This window comes from Xanthomonas albilineans (genome assembly GCF_009931595.1).
GTDB classification, from domain to species: Bacteria; Pseudomonadota; Gammaproteobacteria; order Xanthomonadales; family Xanthomonadaceae; genus Xanthomonas_A; species Xanthomonas_A albilineans.
Map to the genome: position 1 here is coordinate 1,292,765 of NZ_CP046570.1, position 18,360 is coordinate 1,311,124.

The window sequence follows — 18,360 nt, forward strand, 5'->3', positions numbered from 1 at the left end:
AGCAGGGGCGATGAGGGATTCGACACGCGCGGGCGCTCGGCAATGGGGAACGGCATCCTAGGCGCGATGGTGCCGCCAGTGAATGTGCATAAAGACACTGTCGGGATGAACATGGTCATTGAGCCGAGGCATGGCGCGAGCGCACGCGGGTACGTGGAAGCTGTTTGATCCGGTTCGCGTCCAACGGCGGGGCATCGGGTCGCCGAGCCCCGCCGCAGGTCATTGCCATCCACGACCGGGACTAAGGCAGTCGCGTTTCCAGCGCATGACGCGGCGCTGTGCGCACCGGATCGTCGCGCTGAAGTCGGGGCAAAACGCCCCAGCGCTCCAGCCAATCCACCGCCGTCGTTACCCCATCCTCGGCACGGATGCGTTGGCCCAGTTGCGCCGCTGCTCGCACCATCGCCGGTTGCGTTGCCTGGTTGATGGCGTCGGTCAGGGTCTGTGCTTGCATTTTTCTACGTACAATTGCCGGTGGTGCCACGCCCTGCCGCGCCAGGCAGTGTGCCCAAAATGGTTGGTCGAGGAAGAACGGCACCACCACCGAGGGCACGCCCGCCGCCGCCGCCGCACCGGTGGTGCCGGCACCACCGTGGTGCACAACCGCGGCCATGCGCGGAAACAGCCAACTGTGCGGTGCCTGTTGCAGCGGAAAGATCTGCGCATCCGCTTCCACGTGTGCCGTGTCCAGCGCACCCCAGCCGCCGGCAATTATGGCGCGCCGGCCACTGCGTCGTACCGCTTCGATCACCGTCGCGGTCAATGCCTGTGGATCCCCGGTGACCATGCTACCAAAACCGATATAGACCGGTGCCGGACCAGCGTCGAGAAACGCCTGCAACGCCGTAGGTGGCTGCCATTGCGGTTCCTGTAGCATCCAATATCCGCAGATCTGTGCCGAATCCGGCCAGTCGGCGGGACGCGATACCACGTGCGGGCTGAAGCCATACACCACGCGGATCTGCGCCCACCGTCGCTGGAAGTAAGGCCCGTACCAAGGATAAGCAGGCAGCCCAAGCGCACGCACGCATTGATCGATGGCGGGCTTCACCATCATCCGCCACATCCCAAGGCGCAGCGCTTGATAGGCGGCAATATTTAAAGGCCCTGGCAGAGTGCGACTGGTCAACGACATCGGCGGCAAGTACCGGGAAGGCGTCAACGGCATCAAATGCGCGAACACCACCGGAATCGCAAAGGCTTCGCCAAGTAGCTTGGCCAGCAGGTTGGCATTGCCAACACCGATCAGCAGGTCCGCCCCATTGCACGCCAATTGCCCTTGCGTGGCCCAATCCTTGGCCCAACATGTCATGCGCTCGCGAAACATCCTGGCTACCGCCAGCATCTCCAGCCCGAGATCGCCCAGGTTCGGATTGTCGTTGAGGGTGGACTGAAAATTGCCGCTCAATTCGAAGAAGACAAAACCTGCCGCACGAATCTGCTCGGCGAAGTTGACACTGGTGGCGATACGCACGGTGTGGCCACGTTGTTGTAGTCCCTGGCCCAGCGCCAGTAGTGGCTGGAGATCGCCACGCGTACCCAGGGTGAAGATGGTGACGGTTGAGCCGGACTCAGCCATGGGCCTGTATCTCGCTGACGGGTTGCGCTGTGATCACTGGCCTGCCTGCTGCATGCGTGCGTCGATGCAGGCGCGCATCCACGATCCGTGCGATCTGCGCTGCCGTCGCAGGCTGCAGCATCGATTGGTGGTCGCTGTGGATCGAATGCACGTCCAATTCGCCAACGAAATCGCGCCAGCTATCGGGACGCTGATCCAGCATCGACGACAGGTCAAGCGCTGGCTTGATTTCCGCATCGAAGAACAGCACATCCGCGTCCACGCATTGTGGCCGATAGTGGCTGGCCAGTGCTATTTGCTGATCTGCCAGCACGGCGATGCGGTCCAGCAACTGTGGGTCTTTCTTCAGAAATTGCTCCATCAACGGCAGCGACAGCAAGCCATAGTGTTCGCACACCAGCATCGATAGATCGGTCACATGCACTGGAGCCGGCTGGTCGGGAGATAGGCGGATCCCGAGGAATTCCATGGTGGCTTGTATCCTGGCCGCATCGTCGCCCAGCGCATTGATGTGCTGGCGGTAAGGGTATGCATCGAGCATGGCCAGCAGTTCCACCTCCTGGCCGTCGGCATGCAATTGAGTGGTCATCGCGTGGGCAATCAACCCGCCCAGCGACCAGCCCAGTAACCGATACGGTCCCTGTGGCTGTACGCGGCGGATACGCTGCACGTAGTCGGCAGCGATTGTCTCGATGCTGTCCGGCAACGCGATGCCGCTGCGCAAGGCCGGTGCTTGCAACGCATAGACCGGACAATTTGGATCGAGTTGGCCGAGCAAGGCAAAATACGACCACCCCAGTCCCAACACCGTATGGATACAGAACAGCGGTGGGTTGTTCTCATCGCCCTTGCGTAGCCGCAGCATGGTGGCAAGCGGATCGCTCTGTGCGTTGTCGTCATTGACGATCAGCGTCGCCAGCTCGGCCACGGTGGATGCCTGGAACAGGCTGCCCAGCGGCAGTTCGATCCCGAACTGGCTGGGAAAGCGCGCCAGCAGTTCGGCCGCGGTCAACGAATTGCCGCCCAGTTCGAAGAAGTTGTCGTGGATGCCGACCCGCTCCACTTTCAGCATGCTCTGCCATAGCGCGACCAGGCGTTGTTCCAGTTCGTTGCGCGGCGCCACGTAGCGCTGTGCGCTGGTCTTTTCCGGTAGCGGCAGTGCCTTGCGGTCGAGCTTGCCGTTCGGAGTCAGCGGCAAGGTCGGCAAGGTTATGCAGGTTGAGGGCATCATGTGGTCCGGCAAACGCCCTTGCAACTGCTTGCGTAGCGCGTCCAGTGCCGGCAGCGTCGCGTCGTCGGCCGCCACCAGATAGGCGACCAGTTGCATCGTACCATTGCCATCGCGGTGGCCGACGACGGCAGCTGCCGCAATCGCAGGATGGTGCAGCAAGGCCGCTTCCACTTCTCCCGGCTCCACCCGGTATCCGCGGATCTTCAATTGCGCATCGGCGCGGCCGACGAATTCCAGTACCCCGTCCTCGCGCCAGCGTCCGAGGTCGCCGGTGCGGTACATGCGCCCACCATCGGCGGCGAATGGATCCGGCATGAAGCGCGCGTCGCTGAGTTCCTTCCGATTGCGGTAGCCTTTGGCCACGCCAGCACCGCCGATGTAGATCTCGCCGCTGACGCCGGTGGGTACCGGCTGCCGTTGGGCATCGAGCACATAGATGCGCGTGTTGTACACCGGTCTACCGATCGGCAGTGATCCCGATGCCACATCATCCATGGTCAGGGTCATCCTGGTGGACCAGACCGTGGTTTCGGTGGGGCCGTACATCTGAGTCAACCGCGCGGCGCGCTGCAGCAGTTGGGTCGCCAAGTGGACGCTGAGCGCTTCGCCGCCGATCAGTGCATGCACATTCTGCAACGGCAACTCCACGTTGGCGAGCAGGACCTGCCACATCGAGGGCGTGGCTTCTATCAAGGTGATGCGTTCGCCGACAATCAGCCGGGACAGACCGATCGGGTCGTGCCGCATACTATCTTCGGCCATGACTAAGCTTGCGCCGCAAATCAGTGGCAAATACAGTTCCAGCGCGGCCATATCGAAATTGACCGTGGTCAGCGCCAGCACCCGGTCGCTCGTCTGCAATTGCAGTTCATGCTGCATCGCGAACACGAAATTGGCCAAATTGCGATGGCTGATCTCCACGCCCTTCGGGATTCCGGTGGAACCGGATGTGTAAAGCACGTAGGCGGCGCCATCGGCCGTGGCGCGCGGTGCGGTCAACGGCGCCATGTCGGTCACCGCCTGCGGGTCGAGCCAGACAAGGCCAGTTTGGGCATAGTGCGGCCAGTGCGTGGAATCGCACACCATGGCGGTCGCGCCGGATTCGCGCAGCATTGTCGCATTGCGCTCGGATGGCCCGGACAGGTCCAGCGGCATATAGGTGGCGCCGCTCCACATCACCGCCAACAACACCACCAGCAACTGTTCGGTGCGCGGCAGGGCCACCGCGATGACATGACCAGCCGATACTCCCTCCTTGACCCATTGCGCGGCCAGTTGTGCGCTGCGCTGATGCAAGGTGCGGTAATCCAGAATCCGGCCATCGCAGCGCACGGCCGCTGCATCGGGGGTGGTAGCGGCCTGCTGTGCGAACCAGTGCGGCAGGGTGCTCGGTTCGGGCAGTGCGGTGTCGGTGCGGTTCCAGTGGTAGAGTAGGCGCGCACGCTCCTGTTCCCCCAGGATGTCCAACTGTCCCAACGCCTGGCAGGGATTCTCCAGCACGGATTCGATCAGTTGCAGCAGGCGCCGACGGTGTTCGTCCAGTTCTTCTTGCGCGTACAGCGCGGGATTGGCATCGAAATCGAAGTAAATGCCGCCACGATCGCCACGATCGCCACGATCGTACAAGAAAATGGACAGATCCTGGGATCCTCCATTGGATAAGTTATGCGGAATCGCCTTGACGCCAGCGAAGTCCAACACGTAGTCGAATGGCTCGATGTTCACTCCCAGCGTTGCCAGGTGCTGATTAGTACGGGCAAGATCCAGGTCGCGACGGATATCTTCGACGGAATATTGCTGATGCAACAACGCCGATTTGACCACCGACGCCACCTGCGGCAACAGGGTATGGAACGGCACCTGTGGTGCCATCGCCAGGCGGATTGGCACCGCATTGGACATCATTCCCGGTATGTAGCGGTGCTGGCGACGGGGGCGTCCGGTTACCGGCATGTTCATGATGAGATCCTCGGCGCCGGTATTGCGATGGTAGAAGGTGGCGACCAAGGCGATCAGTACCTGCGGCAACGAGGCAGCATAGCGCGTGCCGAGTTCGTGCAGACGCGTTATCTGATCACTGGACAGATGCCCCCTGCTGCGTAGTAAGCCTCGGCATTGCGACATGCCGCGACGGCGCGACAGCGTCACTGGCGGTGGCGGATTGGCCAGTGCTTGCATCCAGTATTCGCGATCGCGGTGATAGCGTTCTGACGCGCGGTAGGAGGCTTCCTGTTCGACCAGGTCACGCATCGTGCCGATGGGGTTGGCAGGCGGTTCGATGCCGGCGGCATAGCTGCTGTACAGCGTGGCCAGACGCTGCACGCTGATCGCGCTGTTGTAGCCATCGGTTATCAGATGGTGCCCGCCTTGCGCATATAGGTAGTGCGCGTCGCCCAGTCGGAAAAGCACGCACTGCCATAGCGGATCGCGCACTAAATCAAATGGCCGATCGAATTTCTGCATGATCCAATCCTGGGCTGCCTGCCATGGCGAAGCGGCGTCGCGCATATCCACATACGCAAAATCGCCTTGGTATTCGGCCGCAACATATTGCCGCGGCAAGCCGTTTTCTTCGACAATGGAAGTCCGGCCATTTTCACATTCGCGTACAAGCTGTCGTGCTGCCTGGAAGATTAGTTCGGGTTGGATTGGTCCTTGTAGCTCCAGCGACTCGATTAAATTCATCGGATAATCGGGGTGGATTTTTTGCCACACCCAAAATGCACGCTGGTTGGTGGTCAAAGGCAGTGAGTTGCTGGGGGAGGGGGAGTTCATGAAATATGCATCCTTGTTGGAGTCGCTTGCACAGCATCTCGGTCACAGCCGAAATTGCTGCCCGGTAGGGGGCGCGCGAATTGATTGGGATGACGCGTGTTTTACGTATTTTTAATTAATTGCAGGGCCGCCATTTAAATAATTTTGGGTAAGTTCCAAACTAGGCAAATCGGCGCGTTGACGCTGATTGCGCAACACGCCAACCGCACAGTTGAAGGCCAACGTTATCTCATCAAAGTGCATGTAACATGATGAAGATCATTGCGTTGATCGAGAGGCGCTGAGATATAAAACCATCACACATCGCCTCAGGAAAAAAGTCTGTTTCTTGGAGTGCGTGGCTGGTTTTCATGCATCAATGAGAGTTGTCTACCGAAGTCTAGGGCGGAAATCCAAATCTACATGTTGTGCGATGTAGGTGCGTTGATGGATGTGTGAGTTCGCGCACATTTGTCATTCGTGTACAAGATTCTGTCCGGCGGATAAGGAATGGTGAACTTTGGATGTTCCAAACTAACGTTGTCCCCTGGTCGGCGCATCTTGCGTTCGTTGGCGTGCGGTTTTCGTTGAACATCGCCTGAATATTTTGCAGGGTTGTTCCTCGCGTCGGATTGACTTGTCGTTGATCGGGTGCGTTCTGCATGACCAGTGTCCGCGATGCGGGCGTGGTATCGTCGTTTTCATGCATGCGTCAGCATGCGGCCGAGCTTGCGTATGAGCATTTGTAATGTGTGATGGTGTTGACTGCGTAGACCGCCGTCTTGGGTCTGTGCGAAGCGCATGGGAACTAATTGAGCGACTGTCCCAATGGCCGCCTATAGGCAGATGGGCGCGCGGTACGTTCCACCTCACGGTGCTTTCAATACGCTTCGTTTCGCTGTCGTTTCCTTGACTGTGGCGATGTGGTGGGGCGCTTGAGCGCCTCGCCTCGCGCGATACTGTCGTTGGTCTCTACAGTCCTTACCCTCCGTCTCGATGTCCATCCCAATGTGGCACGCGACGATGTCCGCGCTACGGCGGCGTCAGGATCCGTTCCTGCGTTGCGGCTTGTCGCACTTGGGCTTCCTGGAGCGTGCTGTTCCGTGCTGAAGTGCGATGCGTTGGTTGTCGCTGGTGCACAGGTGGTGTTGCGTGGCGCCGCCCAGGCGGACTCTGCCTGTCTATACAAGATGCGCAACGTCGTTGCTGCGTGCTCCAGGCGACTTGGCATTCACTTCAGGGGTGCATCATGCGGCCTAGACATCCAGCGACGCCAGGTCGCCCTTGGTCTCAAGCCATTGCTTGCGGTCGCTGGCGCGTTTTTTGGCCAGCAGCATGTCCATCAACGCGGGGGTGTCGTCGCCTTCGTCCACGGTCAATTGCACCAGTCGGCGGGTGTCGGGGTGGATGGTGGATTCGCGCAACTGTTGCGGGTTCATCTCGCCCAGGCCCTTGAAGCGGGTCACGCTGACTTGGCCCTTGATCTTCTCGCGCGCGATCTTTTCCAGCAGCGAGCGCTTTTCTTCCTCGTCCAGCGCATAGAACACTTGTTTGCCGACATCCACGCGGAACAGCGGCGGCATCGCCACGAAGACATGGCCGGCCTTGACCAGTGACGGGAAGTGACGCAGGAACAGTGCCGTCAGCAGCGTGGCGATGTGCAGACCATCGGAGTCGGCGTCGGCCAGAATCACCACCTTGCCATAGCGCAGACCATCGATCTCTTCCTTGCCCGGGTCGCAGCCGATGGCGATGGCCAGATTGTGCACTTCCTCGGAGGCCAGCACGCTACCGGAGGCCACTTCCCAGGTATTGAGGATCTTGCCGCGTAACGGCAGGATCGCTTGGAAGTCCTTGTCGCGCGCCTGTCTGGCGCTGCCGCCTGCGGAGTCGCCTTCCACCAGGAACAATTCGGTGCGCGAGAGGTCCTGGCTGATGCAGTCGGCCAACTTGCCCGGCAGCGCCGGGCCCTGGGTCACTTTTTTGCGGGTGATCTGCTTTTCGGTTTTCAGGCGTGCGCTGGCGCGGTCGATGGCGATCTGCGCGATGCGCGTGCCGGTCTCCACGTTCTGGTTCAGCCACAGGCTGAAGGCATCGTGCGCGGCGCCCTCGATGAAGCCGGCGGCCTGGCGCGAGGACAGGCGTTCCTTGGTTTGCCCGCTGAACTGCGGGTCGGTCATCTTCAGCGACAGCACGAAGGCGACGCGATCCCACACGTCTTCCGGGGCCAGCTTCACCCCGCGCGGTAGTAGGTTGCGGAAGTCGCAGAATTCGCGCAGCGCATCGGTCAAGCCGCTGCGCAGGCCGTTGACGTGGGTGCCGTGCTGTGCGGTGGGGATCAGGTTGACGTAGCTCTCCTGCACCAGGTCGCCATCGACCACCCAGGCCGCCGCCCAGTCGACGATTTCGCGGTCCTTCTTGAGGCTGCCAACGAAGAGATCGGCCGGCAGTAGTTCGCGTTCGGCCAGTTCTCCGCGCAGGTAATCGCGCAGACCATCCTCGAAGTGCCAAGTGTCATGCTCGTCTGTCGCCTCGTCGTGCAGCTTGACGGTCAGGCCGGGGCATAGCACGGCCTTGGCGCGCAGCAGGTGGCGCAGCGCGCGCACGGCGAACTTGGGTGTGTCGAAATAGTTGGGGTCGGGCAAGAAGCGCAAGCGCGTGCCGGTGTTCTTCTTGCCGACGCTGCCGACGATTTCCAGCTTGGAGGCCGCATGGCCGTCGGCGAAGGCCATGCGGTACTCGTTGCCCTCGCGCCGGATGAACAGTTGCACCTGCTTGGACAGGGCGTTGACCACGCTGACACCGACGCCATGCAGGCCGCCGCTGAAGGTGTAGTTGCGGTCGCTGAACTTGCCGCCGGCGTGCAGCCGGGTGAGGATCAGTTCGACACCGGAGATTTTTTCTTCCGGGTGGATGTCCACCGGCATGCCGCGGCCGTCGTCGGAGACTTCGCAACTGCCGTCCTTGTACAGCGTCACCTCGATGTGCCGGGCATGGCCGGCCAGCGCCTCGTCCACGGCGTTGTCGATGACTTCCTGCGCCAGATGATTGGGGCGTGAGGTGTCGGTGTACATGCCGGGCCGGCGTTTGACCGGGTCCAGACCAGAGAGAACTTCGATGTCGGCAGCGTTGTAGCGGGTGTTCATGCGTCTCAACAGGTGGCGCGAAGCAGAGTCGGAAGTGTGCGGGCTGCGGGGTTTTTTTGCACGTGGCCCGGTATTCAGGGCGGGTGTGGCGCTGTTGCGCTAGGCTGACCATGGCAAAAGCGCGACGGCATTCCCATCTCCGTCGCAGGTTTCAAGAGGAGTCCTGCCATGTACATTCGCAAGCTGTTGATCCTGTCAGCCCTCTTCGCCGCTGCGGTCGCCATGCCAGTGGCGATGGCCCAGGCGCAGAGCGCCGATCCGGCCGCCTCCGGTGCCGCCGCCTACGAGGCACAGGTCGCCAAGGAAAAGGCCCAGGCCGACGCCAAGGCCAAGCGGCGCGCCGCTGCGGCCGCCGAACACAACGTCGGTAAGGGCGCGGCGGCGCCAAAGAAAGAGGAAGAGGAAGAAGCGCGCAAGTCCTGATCGCGCATGGCATCGCGCGTGCCCGACGCCTCGGCTGCGGCCGGGGCGTCTGTTTTTGTGTGGCCGATGTCGCCGAAAGCGCTTGGGCAAATCCGCATCAGCCGTTAAACTATGGCTTTCCGGGAGGCCTAGAGCCATGACCCCCCTGATTTTCGTGACTGGCGGCGTAGTGTCCTCGCTTGGCAAGGGCATCGCGGCCGCCTCGCTTGCGTCCATTCTCGAAGCGCGTGGCCTGTCGGTCACGATGATGAAGCTGGACCCCTACATCAATGTGGATCCGGGCACGATGAGCCCGTTTCAGCACGGCGAGGTCTATGTCACCGACGATGGCGCCGAGACCGACCTGGATCTGGGCCATTACGAACGTTTCGTGCGCACCCGCCTGTCGCGCAAGAACTCGGTCACCACCGGGCGCATCTACGAGAACGTGATCCGCAAGGAGCGCCGTGGCGATTACCTCGGCGCCACCGTGCAGGTGATCCCGCATATCACCGATGAGATCCGTCGCTGCGTGGACGAGGCCACCGCCGGCTTCGATGTTGCGCTGGTGGAGATCGGTGGCACCGTCGGCGATATCGAGTCGTTGCCGTTCCTGGAGGCAATCCGTCAGGTGCGCACCGAACGCGGCGCCGAGAAGGCGATGTTCATCCATCTGACCCTGGTGCCGTATATCGCCGCTGCCGGTGAATTGAAGACCAAGCCGACCCAGCACTCGGTCAAGGAATTGCGTTCGATCGGTATCCAGCCGGACGTGTTGCTGTGCCGTTCCGAGCAGGCGATTCCGGATTCGGAGCGGCGCAAGATCGCGCTGTTCACCAATGTCTCCGAGCGCGCGGTGATCAGCGCCGCCGACATCGACGTGCTTTACGGCATGCCGCTGGAATTGCGTCGCCAGGGCCTGGACGAGATCGTCATCGAGCAGTTCAAGCTGCACAACAAGGTCGGCCCGGCCAACTTGTCGGAATGGGAGGCGGTGGTCGATGCCATCCAGCATCCGCTCGATGAGGTCACCATCGCTGTGGTCGGCAAGTACGTCGATCATCAAGATGCGTACAAGTCGGTCGGCGAGGCGCTCAAGCACGGCGGTTTGCGCCAGCGCACCAAGGTCACCTTGAAGTGGCTGGAGGCGCAGGATCTGGAAGGTAGCGACATGGCCGCGTTAGCCGATGTCGATGGCATCCTGGTGCCTGGTGGCTTCGGCGACCGTGGCTTCGAAGGCAAGGTGATGACGTCGCGTTACGCGCGTCAACACGGTGTGCCGTACTTCGGCATTTGCTATGGCATGCAGGCGGCGGTGGTCGATTACGCGCGGCATGTTGCCGGCCTGGATGCGGCCAACAGCACCGAAAACGATCGCCAGTCGCCGTATCCGGTGATCGGTTTGATTACCGAATGGCGTACCGCCAGCGGCGACGTCGAGAAGCGCGACGAGAAGTCCGAACTCGGTGGCACCATGCGTCTGGGGTTGCAGGAACAACGGCTCAAGCCGGGCACCCTCGCGCGTGAACTGTATGGCAAGGATGTCGTGGCCGAGCGCCACCGCCACCGTTACGAGTTCAACAACCGTTACCGTACCCAGCTTGAGGACGCCGGCTTGGTGATCTCGGCCAAGTCCATGGACGACACCCTGGTGGAGATGGTTGAACTGCCGCGCGACACGCATCCCTGGTTCCTGGCCTGCCAGGCGCATCCGGAATTTTTGTCCACGCCGCGCGACGGCCATCCGCTGTTCATCGGATTCGTCCGTGCTGCGCGCGAGCGCAAGGCGGGTGGCAAGCTGTTGAAGGAAGCGCGTGCCTGAGTGTTCGTCGGCGCATGACTCCCTTTTCGCGGACAGTAAACGCCAGTGCCGAGTGCGCGCACGTGTGCCGTCTTGCGCCTTCGCCTTCACCGGGCTGCGCCCGCGTTTCCACGCCATCCCTTCTTCCGGCGGAAGAGGGGAGTGATTTCGCGGTGCTTCGCGCCCGCATCCCTCTCCCGTTGGGAGTGGGGTTCAACCGATAGGTGATCTGATGAAACTGTGTGGCTTCGATGTCGGTCTGGATCAGCCGTTGTTTCTGATCGCCGGCCCATGCGTGATCGAGTCGATGCAACTGCAGCTCGACGTCGCCGGCAAGCTCAAAGAAATCACCGGCAAGCTGGGCATCCATTTCGTGTTCAAGTCCAGCTTCGACAAGGCCAACCGCACCTCTGGCACCAGCTTCCGTGGTCCTGGTCTAGAGCAGGGGCTCAAGGTGCTGGAGGCGGTGAAGCGCCAGATCGGCGTGCCGGTGTTGACCGACGTACACGAATACACCCCGCTGCACGAAGTGGCGGCGGTGGTGGATGTGTTGCAGACCCCGGCGTTCCTGGTGCGGCAGACCGATTTCATCAAGAACGTGTGCGCCGCCGGCAAGCCGGTCAACATCAAGAAGGGCCAGTTCCTGTCGCCATGGGACATGAAGCCGGTGGTGGAAAAGGCCAAGTCCACCGGTAACGCGCAGATCATGGTCTGCGAACGCGGCGCCAGCTTCGGTTACAACAACCTGGTCAGCGACATGCGCTCGCTCAGCGTGATGCGCGAGACCGGCTGTCCGGTGGTGTTCGACGCTACCCATTCGGTGCAGTTGCCTGGCGGGCAGGGCAGCAGTTCCGGCGGCCAGCGCGAGTTCGTGCCGGTGCTGGCGCGCGCGGCGGTCGCGGTGGGCGTGGCCGGCGTGTTCGCCGAGACCCATCCCGATCCGGCGAAGGCGCTATCCGATGGCCCCAATGCCTGGCCGCTGGAGCGGATGGAAGGCTTGTTGGAAACCTTGCTGGCGCTGGATGCCATCGCCAAGCGCAGTGGCTTTCCCGAACACGACCTGGGCTGACCCGGTGCGCCGCACACTGGGCGCCTGCGCTGTCGAGCCTCGCCCCTGCATGGGTCACGTTGCAGCAACGCGTGACGTATTTGGCAAGCTGCGGCACTACGGCGATAATCCGATGGTTTGCCGCCTTCCCCCTTTATTCCTGGTAACCGACTGCACTTATGACCACTATCGCCAAGATCCACGCCCGCGAGATCCTCGACTCGCGCGGGAATCCCACGCTTGAAGCGGAGGTGACGCTGGCTGACGGCTCCCTGGGCCGCGCCGCAGTGCCCTCGGGCGCATCCACCGGCACCAAGGAAGCGGTCGAACTGCGCGATGGCGACAAGACCCGCTATTTGGGCAAGGGCGTGCGCAAGGCGGTGGAGAACGTCAATACGACCATCGCCAACGCACTGCAGGGCTTCGACGCGGCCGATCAGCAAGGCCTGGACCGGCGCCTGATCGATCTGGACGGCACCGAGAATAAGGGGCGCCTGGGCGCCAATGCGCTGCTCGGGGTGTCGCTGGCCAATGCCCACGCGGTCGCCGCCTCGCGCAAACAGGCGCTGTGGCAGTCGTTGTCCGCTGGTCACGCGGACAACGTGGCGCTACCGGTGCCGATGATGAACATCATCAATGGCGGCGCGCATGCCGACAACAACGTCGACTTCCAGGAGTTCATGGTGCTGCCGGTCGGCGCGGCGTCCTTTTCCGAGGCGCTGCGCGCCGGCACCGAGATCTTCCACGCGCTGAAGTCGGTGCTGAAGGGCCATGGCCTGTCCACCGCGGTCGGCGACGAGGGCGGTTTCGCTCCGGATTTTCGCAGCAACGTCGAGGCGCTGGACACCATCCTCGAAGCCATCGGCAAGGCCGGCTACACCGCCGGCGACGATGTGCTGCTGGGCTTGGACGTGGCTTCCAGCGAGTTCTACGACAACGGTAAATACCACTTGGTGGGCGAGGGCAAGCGCCTGACCAGCGAGCAGTTCGTCGATTTCCTTGCCGACTGGGCCGCGCAGTATCCCATCGTCAGCATCGAAGACGGCCTGGCCGAGGACGACTGGGCTGGTTGGAAGCTGCTCACCGATCGCATCGGCGGCAAGGTGCAACTGGTCGGCGATGACTTGTTCGTGACCAACCCGAAGATCTTCAAGCAGGGGATCGCGTCCGGCACCGCCAACGCGATTCTGATCAAGGTCAATCAGATCGGTACGCTGACCGAGACGTTGGAAGCCATCGCCATGGCCGACAAGGCGGGTTATGCGGCCATCGTGTCGCACCGCTCCGGCGAGACCGAGGACACCACCATCGCCGACATCGCGGTGGCGACCACCGCCACCCAGATCAAGACCGGCTCGTTGTGCCGTAGTGACCGTGTTGCCAAATACAACCAGTTGTTGCGGATCGAGGAAGCGCTGGGGAGCGCGGCGCGCTATGCGGGGCGTCGCGCGTTCGTCTCGCTCAAGCGATAGTCGTGCGCAACTGGCGCTGGCTGTTGCTGGTGCTGGCGGGACTGCTGGCGTGGTTGCAGTACCGCTTCTGGTTTGGTCCGGGAAATTCCGGCGAGGTGCTGGTGCTCGAGAGTCAGGTCGAGCACCAGAAGCGCGATAACGAAGGATTGCAACAACGCAACGCCGCGCTCGCCGCCGAGGTCAAGGATCTCAAGGACGGCGAGGCGGCCATCGAGGAGCGCGCGCGCAGCGAACTGGGCATGATCAAACCTGGCGAGAAGTTCTACCGCGTGGTTGAGAACGCGCCGGTGCCCAATGCGCCGGACGTTGCCGCGCCCGCTTCGCCGGAGTCCCCGGCCCCAGGCGAGCAACCCTGATGGCGGCGGTCTGGGCGGTGGTGCCGGCGGCTGGTCGTAGCACTCGATTCGGGGGTGTCACACCCAAACAGTATCTGCAGGCGGGTGGGCGTCCTTTGCTCGCGCACGCGCTGGAGGCGCTGTTGGTGCATCCGGCGGTGGCGGGGGCGATGGTCGCGCTCGGCGTCGACGATGCGCAGTGGCCCGGCTGGACCGAACTGGCCGGCAAGCCGGTGCTGACCTGCCTCGGCGCGGGCAGTCGGGCCGGCTCGGTGCTGGCCGCGCTGCATGCCTTGCCGGAGACGGTCAAGGCCGACGATTTCGTGCTGGTGCACGACGCGGCGCGTCCCAATCTGGCGTTGGCCGATCTGGACCGTCTGTTGGAGACCGGGCGCGGGGATCCCGTCGGCGCGATTCTGGCCGCGCCGGTGCGCGACACGCTCAAGCGTGCTGGCGACGATGGTGGCATCGACGGGACCGAGCCGCGCGAGCGCCTGTGGCGCGCGCTGACCCCGCAATTGTTTCGTCGTTTGCAGTTGAGTCGTGCGCTGGAGCAGGCCGAAGCGACTGGGGTGGAGGTCACCGACGACGCGATGGCGATGGAATTGCTGGGGCTGCGGCCGCTTCTGATCGAGGGGGCGGAGGACAACTTCAAGATCACCACTCCGGCCGATCTGGCGCGCTTCGAATTCGCGCTGTTCCAGCGCGAAGGGCAACCGTGACCGGCCCGTTGTGCACGACCGGCGCTGCGCTCCGGTGCGGCGTGCGAACTTCTCTCTTTTCCGGACGACGTTTCCATCTCTATGTCGATGTCTGACTTGCCTCCCTTCCGTATCGGCCAGGGTTACGATGTCCATGCCTTCGGCGATGGCGACCACGTGATGCTGGGCGGCGTGTGTGTCCCCCACGCGCACGGCGTGCTGGCCCACAGCGACGGCGACGTGGTGATCCATGCGTTGTGCGATGCCTTGCTCGGTGCATTGGCGCTGGGCGATATCGGCCAGCATTTCCCGCCTTCCGATCCGCGTTGGAAAGGTGCCGACAGCGCGCAGTTCCTAGTCCATTGCGACAGCCTGTTGCGCGAGCGCGGCTGGCGCCTGGGCAATGCCGACATCACCGTGGTCTGCGAGTTGCCGAAGGTCGGCCCGCATGCGCTGGCGATGCGCACGCGTCTGGCCGGCTTGCTCCAGGTCGAGGTGGATTGCGTCAGCGTCAAGGCCACCACCAGCGAAAAGCTCGGCTTCACCGGTCGCGGTGAAGGCATCGCGGCCCAGGCGGTGGTGCTGCTGGTGGCGCGGTGAGCGCATTGCCGCGCGCGTTCGGCGTGGCGTCGCTGCAGGCGCGCATGCGTTGTGCGGCGGAAGACTTTCAGGTTGACGAAATGCCCGCATTCGCGCCGAGCGGCGAGGGCGAGCACTTGCTGCTGCGCGTGCGCAAGCGCGGCATGAACACCGCGTTTGTCGTGCGCCGCCTGGCGCAGTGGGCCGGCGTGGCAGAGATGGCGATCGGCTATGCGGGCATGAAGGATCGTCATGCGGTCACCACCCAGCGTTTCTCGGTGCATTTGCCCAAACGCGTGGCTCCAGCCCTGGAGACGTTGCACGATGCCGACCTGCAAGTGCTGGAAACGCACTGGCACAATCGCAAGTTGCCGCGTGGCGCGCTGGCCGGCAATGCCTTTATTTTGGTGTTACGCGAAGTGCGTGGCGCGCGCGCCGCGATCGATGCGCGGCTGGCGCAGATTGCCGCGCGCGGCATTCCCAACTGGTTCGGCGAGCAGCGCTTCGGCCGCGACGGTGGCAACGTCGCGGCCGCGCTGGCAATGTTCGGCGGGCGTCGGGTGCGTCGCGAGCAGCGTGCGCTGCTGCTGTCCGCGGCGCGTTCGGAATTGTTCAATCGGGTGCTGTCGGCGCGCGTGAGCGCTGGCAACTGGGATGGCCCGCTCGACGGCGAGGTGTGGATGCTCGATGGCAGTCGCAGCGTGTTCGGTCCGGAGCCATGGACCGAGGCGCTGGCCGCGCGGTTGCAGTGCTTCGATATCCATCCCTCGGCGCCACTGTGGGGAAGCGGCGCACTGCGCAGCGCCGATGCGGCGCAAGCACTGGAACTGGCGGCATTGGACGATACGCTTGCGCTGCGCCTACGCGAAGGGCTGGAACGCGAGGGATTGAAACAGGAACGGCGTGCGACTCGTTTACGTGTGGCCGATCTGCATTGGCGTTGGCTGGAGGACGGGCACGATGATGTGCTGGAGTTGCGCTTCGCACTGCCACCGTGCAGTTACGCCACGGCGCTGCTGCACGAACTGGGCGAGGTCGTCGACGCCGGCCAGACGCGCGACGACTCGCCCGCTGCATTGCCGTGACCGCGCGGTGTCAGCGCCGCGCCAGCAGCACCAGCAGCGCGCCGGTGCCGCCCTGGGCCGGTGGCGCGGAATGGAACGCCAACACGTCGTTGCGCTGGCGCAACAGGCGGTCCACCAGGTTCTTCAACAAAGGCGTACTGCCCGATTGCAGGCCCTTGCCATGCACGATGCGCACGCAGCCCAATTCTTGCGCGTGCGCCTCGATCAGGAACTGGCGTAGCAGCGCCTCGGCTTGCGTGGTGGTGGCGCCGTGCAGGTCCAGCTCGTCCTGGACCGAGAACTGGCCCTTGCGCAGGCGTTGGAACAGCCGCGCCGGCAGATGCGCGCGGCGATAGCTGGCGATGTCGCCGGCCTCCAGCGGCGCACGTTCGCGCATCAGCGTGTGGAACTCACTTTGCGCTTGGGCATCGTCGTGTTCGGCCATGCGCGCACGCGGTTTGGGCCGTGGCTTGGTATTGGCCGGCGGCGTCGCGTTGAGCGGCGTCACCGGCCCGATCGCCGCGCGGAACAAGGCGGTGGGGTCTTGGTCTTCGGGGTGCGACATGCGCACAGCTTAGAGTGTGTCGTGTAGGTTGAGGGGAAATGGCGCCGTCCGGGGGCAAGCTGGTGCGCCAACGCTAGCGCGAAGGTGGCGCTGGGGGGCTGCTAACGGGCATTATGTGCGACTTGCCGACGCATTCATTTCATCGAAACAAGGTGTTGGTACCAGCGTTGGTACGCTCAGGTTTTGTCTGTATTTTTTGCTTTAGAATCAATTATTTAGAGGTGAAATGCGCGTTCTAGTCAGCAACGACGATGGCGTCGACGCTCCCGGCATCCGCATGCTGGCCGAGCATCTGCGCAGTGCCGGCCATCAGGTGACGGTGGTCGCGCCCGACCGCGATCGCTCCGGCGCGAGCAACTCGCTGACCCTGGATCTGCCGATCCGACTCAAGCGCATCGACCGCGACACGTACAGCGTTGCCGGGACGCCGACCGACTGCGTGCATCTGGCGCTGACCGGCATGCTCGACTTCGAGCCGGACATGGTGGTCTCCGGGATCAACAATGCGCCCAACCTCGGCGACGACGTGATCTATTCCGGGACGGTGTCGGCGGCGATGGAAGGCCGCTTTCTGGGTCTGCCCGCGGTGGCGGTGTCGCTGGCCGCGCGTAACCACGCACCGCAGCATTTTCAGACCGCCGCGCGGGCCGCCATTGAGATCGTGGCGCGACTGAAGGCCGATCCGCTACCGGCGGACACCATCCTCAACGTCAACGTGCCCGACCTGCCGTGGCAGGAAATCAAAGGGTTCGAGGTCACCCGGCTCGGCAATCGCCACCGTTCCGAAGCGTGCCTGCCGCAATCGGACCCGCGCGGTTGCACCGTGTATTGGATCGGCCCCGCCGGACGGGAGCAGGATGCTGGCCCGGGCACCGATTTCCATGCGGTGCGCACGGGCTTCATCTCGATCACCCCGATTCAGGTCGATCTCACCCGCTATCAGGCGCTGGAAACGCTCGCCGGTTGGGTTGGTGGCCTCAGCGCGGCGTTGGGTCAGCCGGCATGACCCCACGGTTGCGTCTGCAATCGGAAGCGATCGGTATTGGCATGACCTCGCAGCGTGTGCGCGACCGTCTGGTCGCGCGTCTGCGCGAGTCGGGCATTGGCGACGAGCGCGTCCTCAACGCCTTGCGCACCGTGCCGCGGCATCTGTTCATCGATGAGGCGCTGGCGTCGCGGGCTTACGAGGACACCGCCTTGCCGATCGGTCACGGGCAGACCATTTCCCAGCCCTGGGTGGTCGCACGAATGACCGAGGCCGTGCTCCACGTCGCGCCGAAGAAGGTGCTGGAAGTCGGTACCGGCTCCGGCTATCAGGCGGCGGTTCTGGCCGCGCTGGGGCTGGAGGTGCATACGGTCGAGCGCATCGGCGACTTGCTGCGGCAGGCGCGCAAGCGTTTCCGCCAGCTCGGCATGAACGTGCGCAGCAAGCACGACGATGGCCGTATCGGTTGGCCCGAGCACGGCCCCTACGATGCGATCGTGGTCACCGCGGCGGCACCGGCGCTGGTGGATGCGCTGGTCGAGCAACTGGCTCCGCGTGGCTGCCTGGTGGCGCCGGTGGGTGAGGCATCAGCGCAGTCGCTGGTGCGCCTGCGCCGCGATGCCGAAGGCGTCATCGAACACGACGTGCTGGCGCCGGTGACCTTCGTCCCGTTGCTGTCTGGCATGCTGGATTGAACC

14 protein-coding genes are annotated in these 18,360 nt (G+C 63.3%); 10 read left to right on the forward strand and 4 right to left on the reverse strand.

All coding sequences use genetic code 11. The annotated features are described in order from the left end of the window. Positions 1–241: 241 nt before the first annotated feature. From XaFJ1_RS05435 to parE, 3 genes are all read right to left on the reverse strand, one after another. Positions 242–1,579: a glycosyltransferase gene (locus tag XaFJ1_RS05435; protein ID WP_012915663.1), complete on the reverse strand. Its 1,338-nt coding sequence runs from the start codon at positions 1,577–1,579 to the stop codon at positions 242–244. Next, positions 1,572–5,585 carry a non-ribosomal peptide synthetase gene (locus XaFJ1_RS05440; RefSeq protein ID WP_012915664.1) on the reverse strand — a complete coding sequence of 1,338 codons (4,014 nt, stop codon included), beginning with the start codon at positions 5,583–5,585 and terminating at the stop codon, positions 1,572–1,574. Before XaFJ1_RS05440 ends, XaFJ1_RS05435 begins: the two co-directional genes overlap by 8 nt. 1,235 nt (positions 5,586–6,820) lie before the next feature. Next, positions 6,821–8,710 carry a DNA topoisomerase IV subunit B gene (gene parE, locus XaFJ1_RS05445; protein WP_012915666.1) on the reverse strand — a complete coding sequence of 630 codons (1,890 nt, stop codon included), beginning with the start codon at positions 8,708–8,710 and terminating at the stop codon, positions 6,821–6,823. 168 nt (positions 8,711–8,878) lie between these two features. On the opposite strand from parE, the gene XaFJ1_RS05450 reads away from it, so the two are divergent. The 8 genes from XaFJ1_RS05450 to truD all read left to right on the forward strand — a co-directional run bounded on the left by XaFJ1_RS05450 (position 8,879) and on the right by truD (position 16,133). After that, positions 8,879–9,133, forward strand: a complete 255-nt coding sequence (locus XaFJ1_RS05450; RefSeq protein WP_012915667.1) for a hypothetical protein — start codon at positions 8,879–8,881, stop codon at positions 9,131–9,133. 136 nt (positions 9,134–9,269) lie between these two features. Continuing rightward, complete coding sequence (gene pyrG, locus XaFJ1_RS05455; protein WP_012915668.1) at positions 9,270–10,934, forward strand: CTP synthase; 1,665 nt, start codon at positions 9,270–9,272, stop codon at positions 10,932–10,934. Between the two features lie 211 nt (positions 10,935–11,145). Then, entirely contained in the window at positions 11,146–11,982 is an 837-nt protein-coding gene (gene kdsA / locus XaFJ1_RS05460; RefSeq protein WP_012915669.1) for a 3-deoxy-8-phosphooctulonate synthase, read from the forward strand. Positions 11,983–12,140: 158 nt separating this feature from the next. Next, a complete protein-coding gene (gene eno, locus XaFJ1_RS05465; protein ID WP_012915670.1) occupies positions 12,141–13,433 on the forward strand; it encodes a phosphopyruvate hydratase in 1,293 nt (430 codons plus the stop codon). A 2-nt stretch (positions 13,434–13,435) separates the two neighbouring features. Next, positions 13,436–13,789 carry a cell division protein FtsB gene (gene ftsB, locus XaFJ1_RS05470; protein WP_012915671.1) on the forward strand — a complete coding sequence of 118 codons (354 nt, stop codon included), beginning with the start codon at positions 13,436–13,438 and terminating at the stop codon, positions 13,787–13,789. Beyond that, on the forward strand, positions 13,786–14,490 hold the full coding sequence (gene ispD, locus XaFJ1_RS05475; protein WP_187388440.1) for a 2-C-methyl-D-erythritol 4-phosphate cytidylyltransferase: 705 nt from the start codon (positions 13,786–13,788) through the stop codon (positions 14,488–14,490). Before ftsB ends, ispD begins: the two co-directional genes overlap by 4 nt. Positions 14,491–14,577: 87 nt before the next feature. Then, entirely contained in the window at positions 14,578–15,069 is a 492-nt protein-coding gene (gene ispF, locus XaFJ1_RS05480) for a 2-C-methyl-D-erythritol 2,4-cyclodiphosphate synthase (protein WP_425476759.1), read from the forward strand. Next, complete coding sequence (truD, locus tag XaFJ1_RS05485) at positions 15,066–16,133, forward strand: tRNA pseudouridine(13) synthase TruD (protein WP_012915674.1); 1,068 nt, start codon at positions 15,066–15,068, stop codon at positions 16,131–16,133. The genes ispF and truD overlap by 4 nt, the downstream gene beginning before the upstream one ends. Positions 16,134–16,143: 10 nt before the next feature. Here the strand turns inward: truD and XaFJ1_RS05490 are convergent, their stop codons facing one another. Next, entirely contained in the window at positions 16,144–16,677 is a 534-nt protein-coding gene (locus XaFJ1_RS05490) for a Smr/MutS family protein (RefSeq protein ID WP_045757232.1), read from the reverse strand. Positions 16,678–16,903: 226 nt separating this feature from the next. Between XaFJ1_RS05490 and surE the strand changes: the two genes are divergently transcribed. Both surE and XaFJ1_RS05500 read left to right on the forward strand, forming a co-directional pair. Then, positions 16,904–17,683: a 5'/3'-nucleotidase SurE gene (gene surE / locus XaFJ1_RS05495; protein WP_012915676.1), complete on the forward strand. Its 780-nt coding sequence runs from the start codon at positions 16,904–16,906 to the stop codon at positions 17,681–17,683. Then, a complete protein-coding gene (locus XaFJ1_RS05500) occupies positions 17,680–18,357 on the forward strand; it encodes a protein-L-isoaspartate(D-aspartate) O-methyltransferase (protein WP_012915677.1) in 678 nt (225 codons plus the stop codon). The genes surE and XaFJ1_RS05500 overlap by 4 nt, the downstream gene beginning before the upstream one ends. Positions 18,358–18,360: the final 3 nt, after the last annotated feature.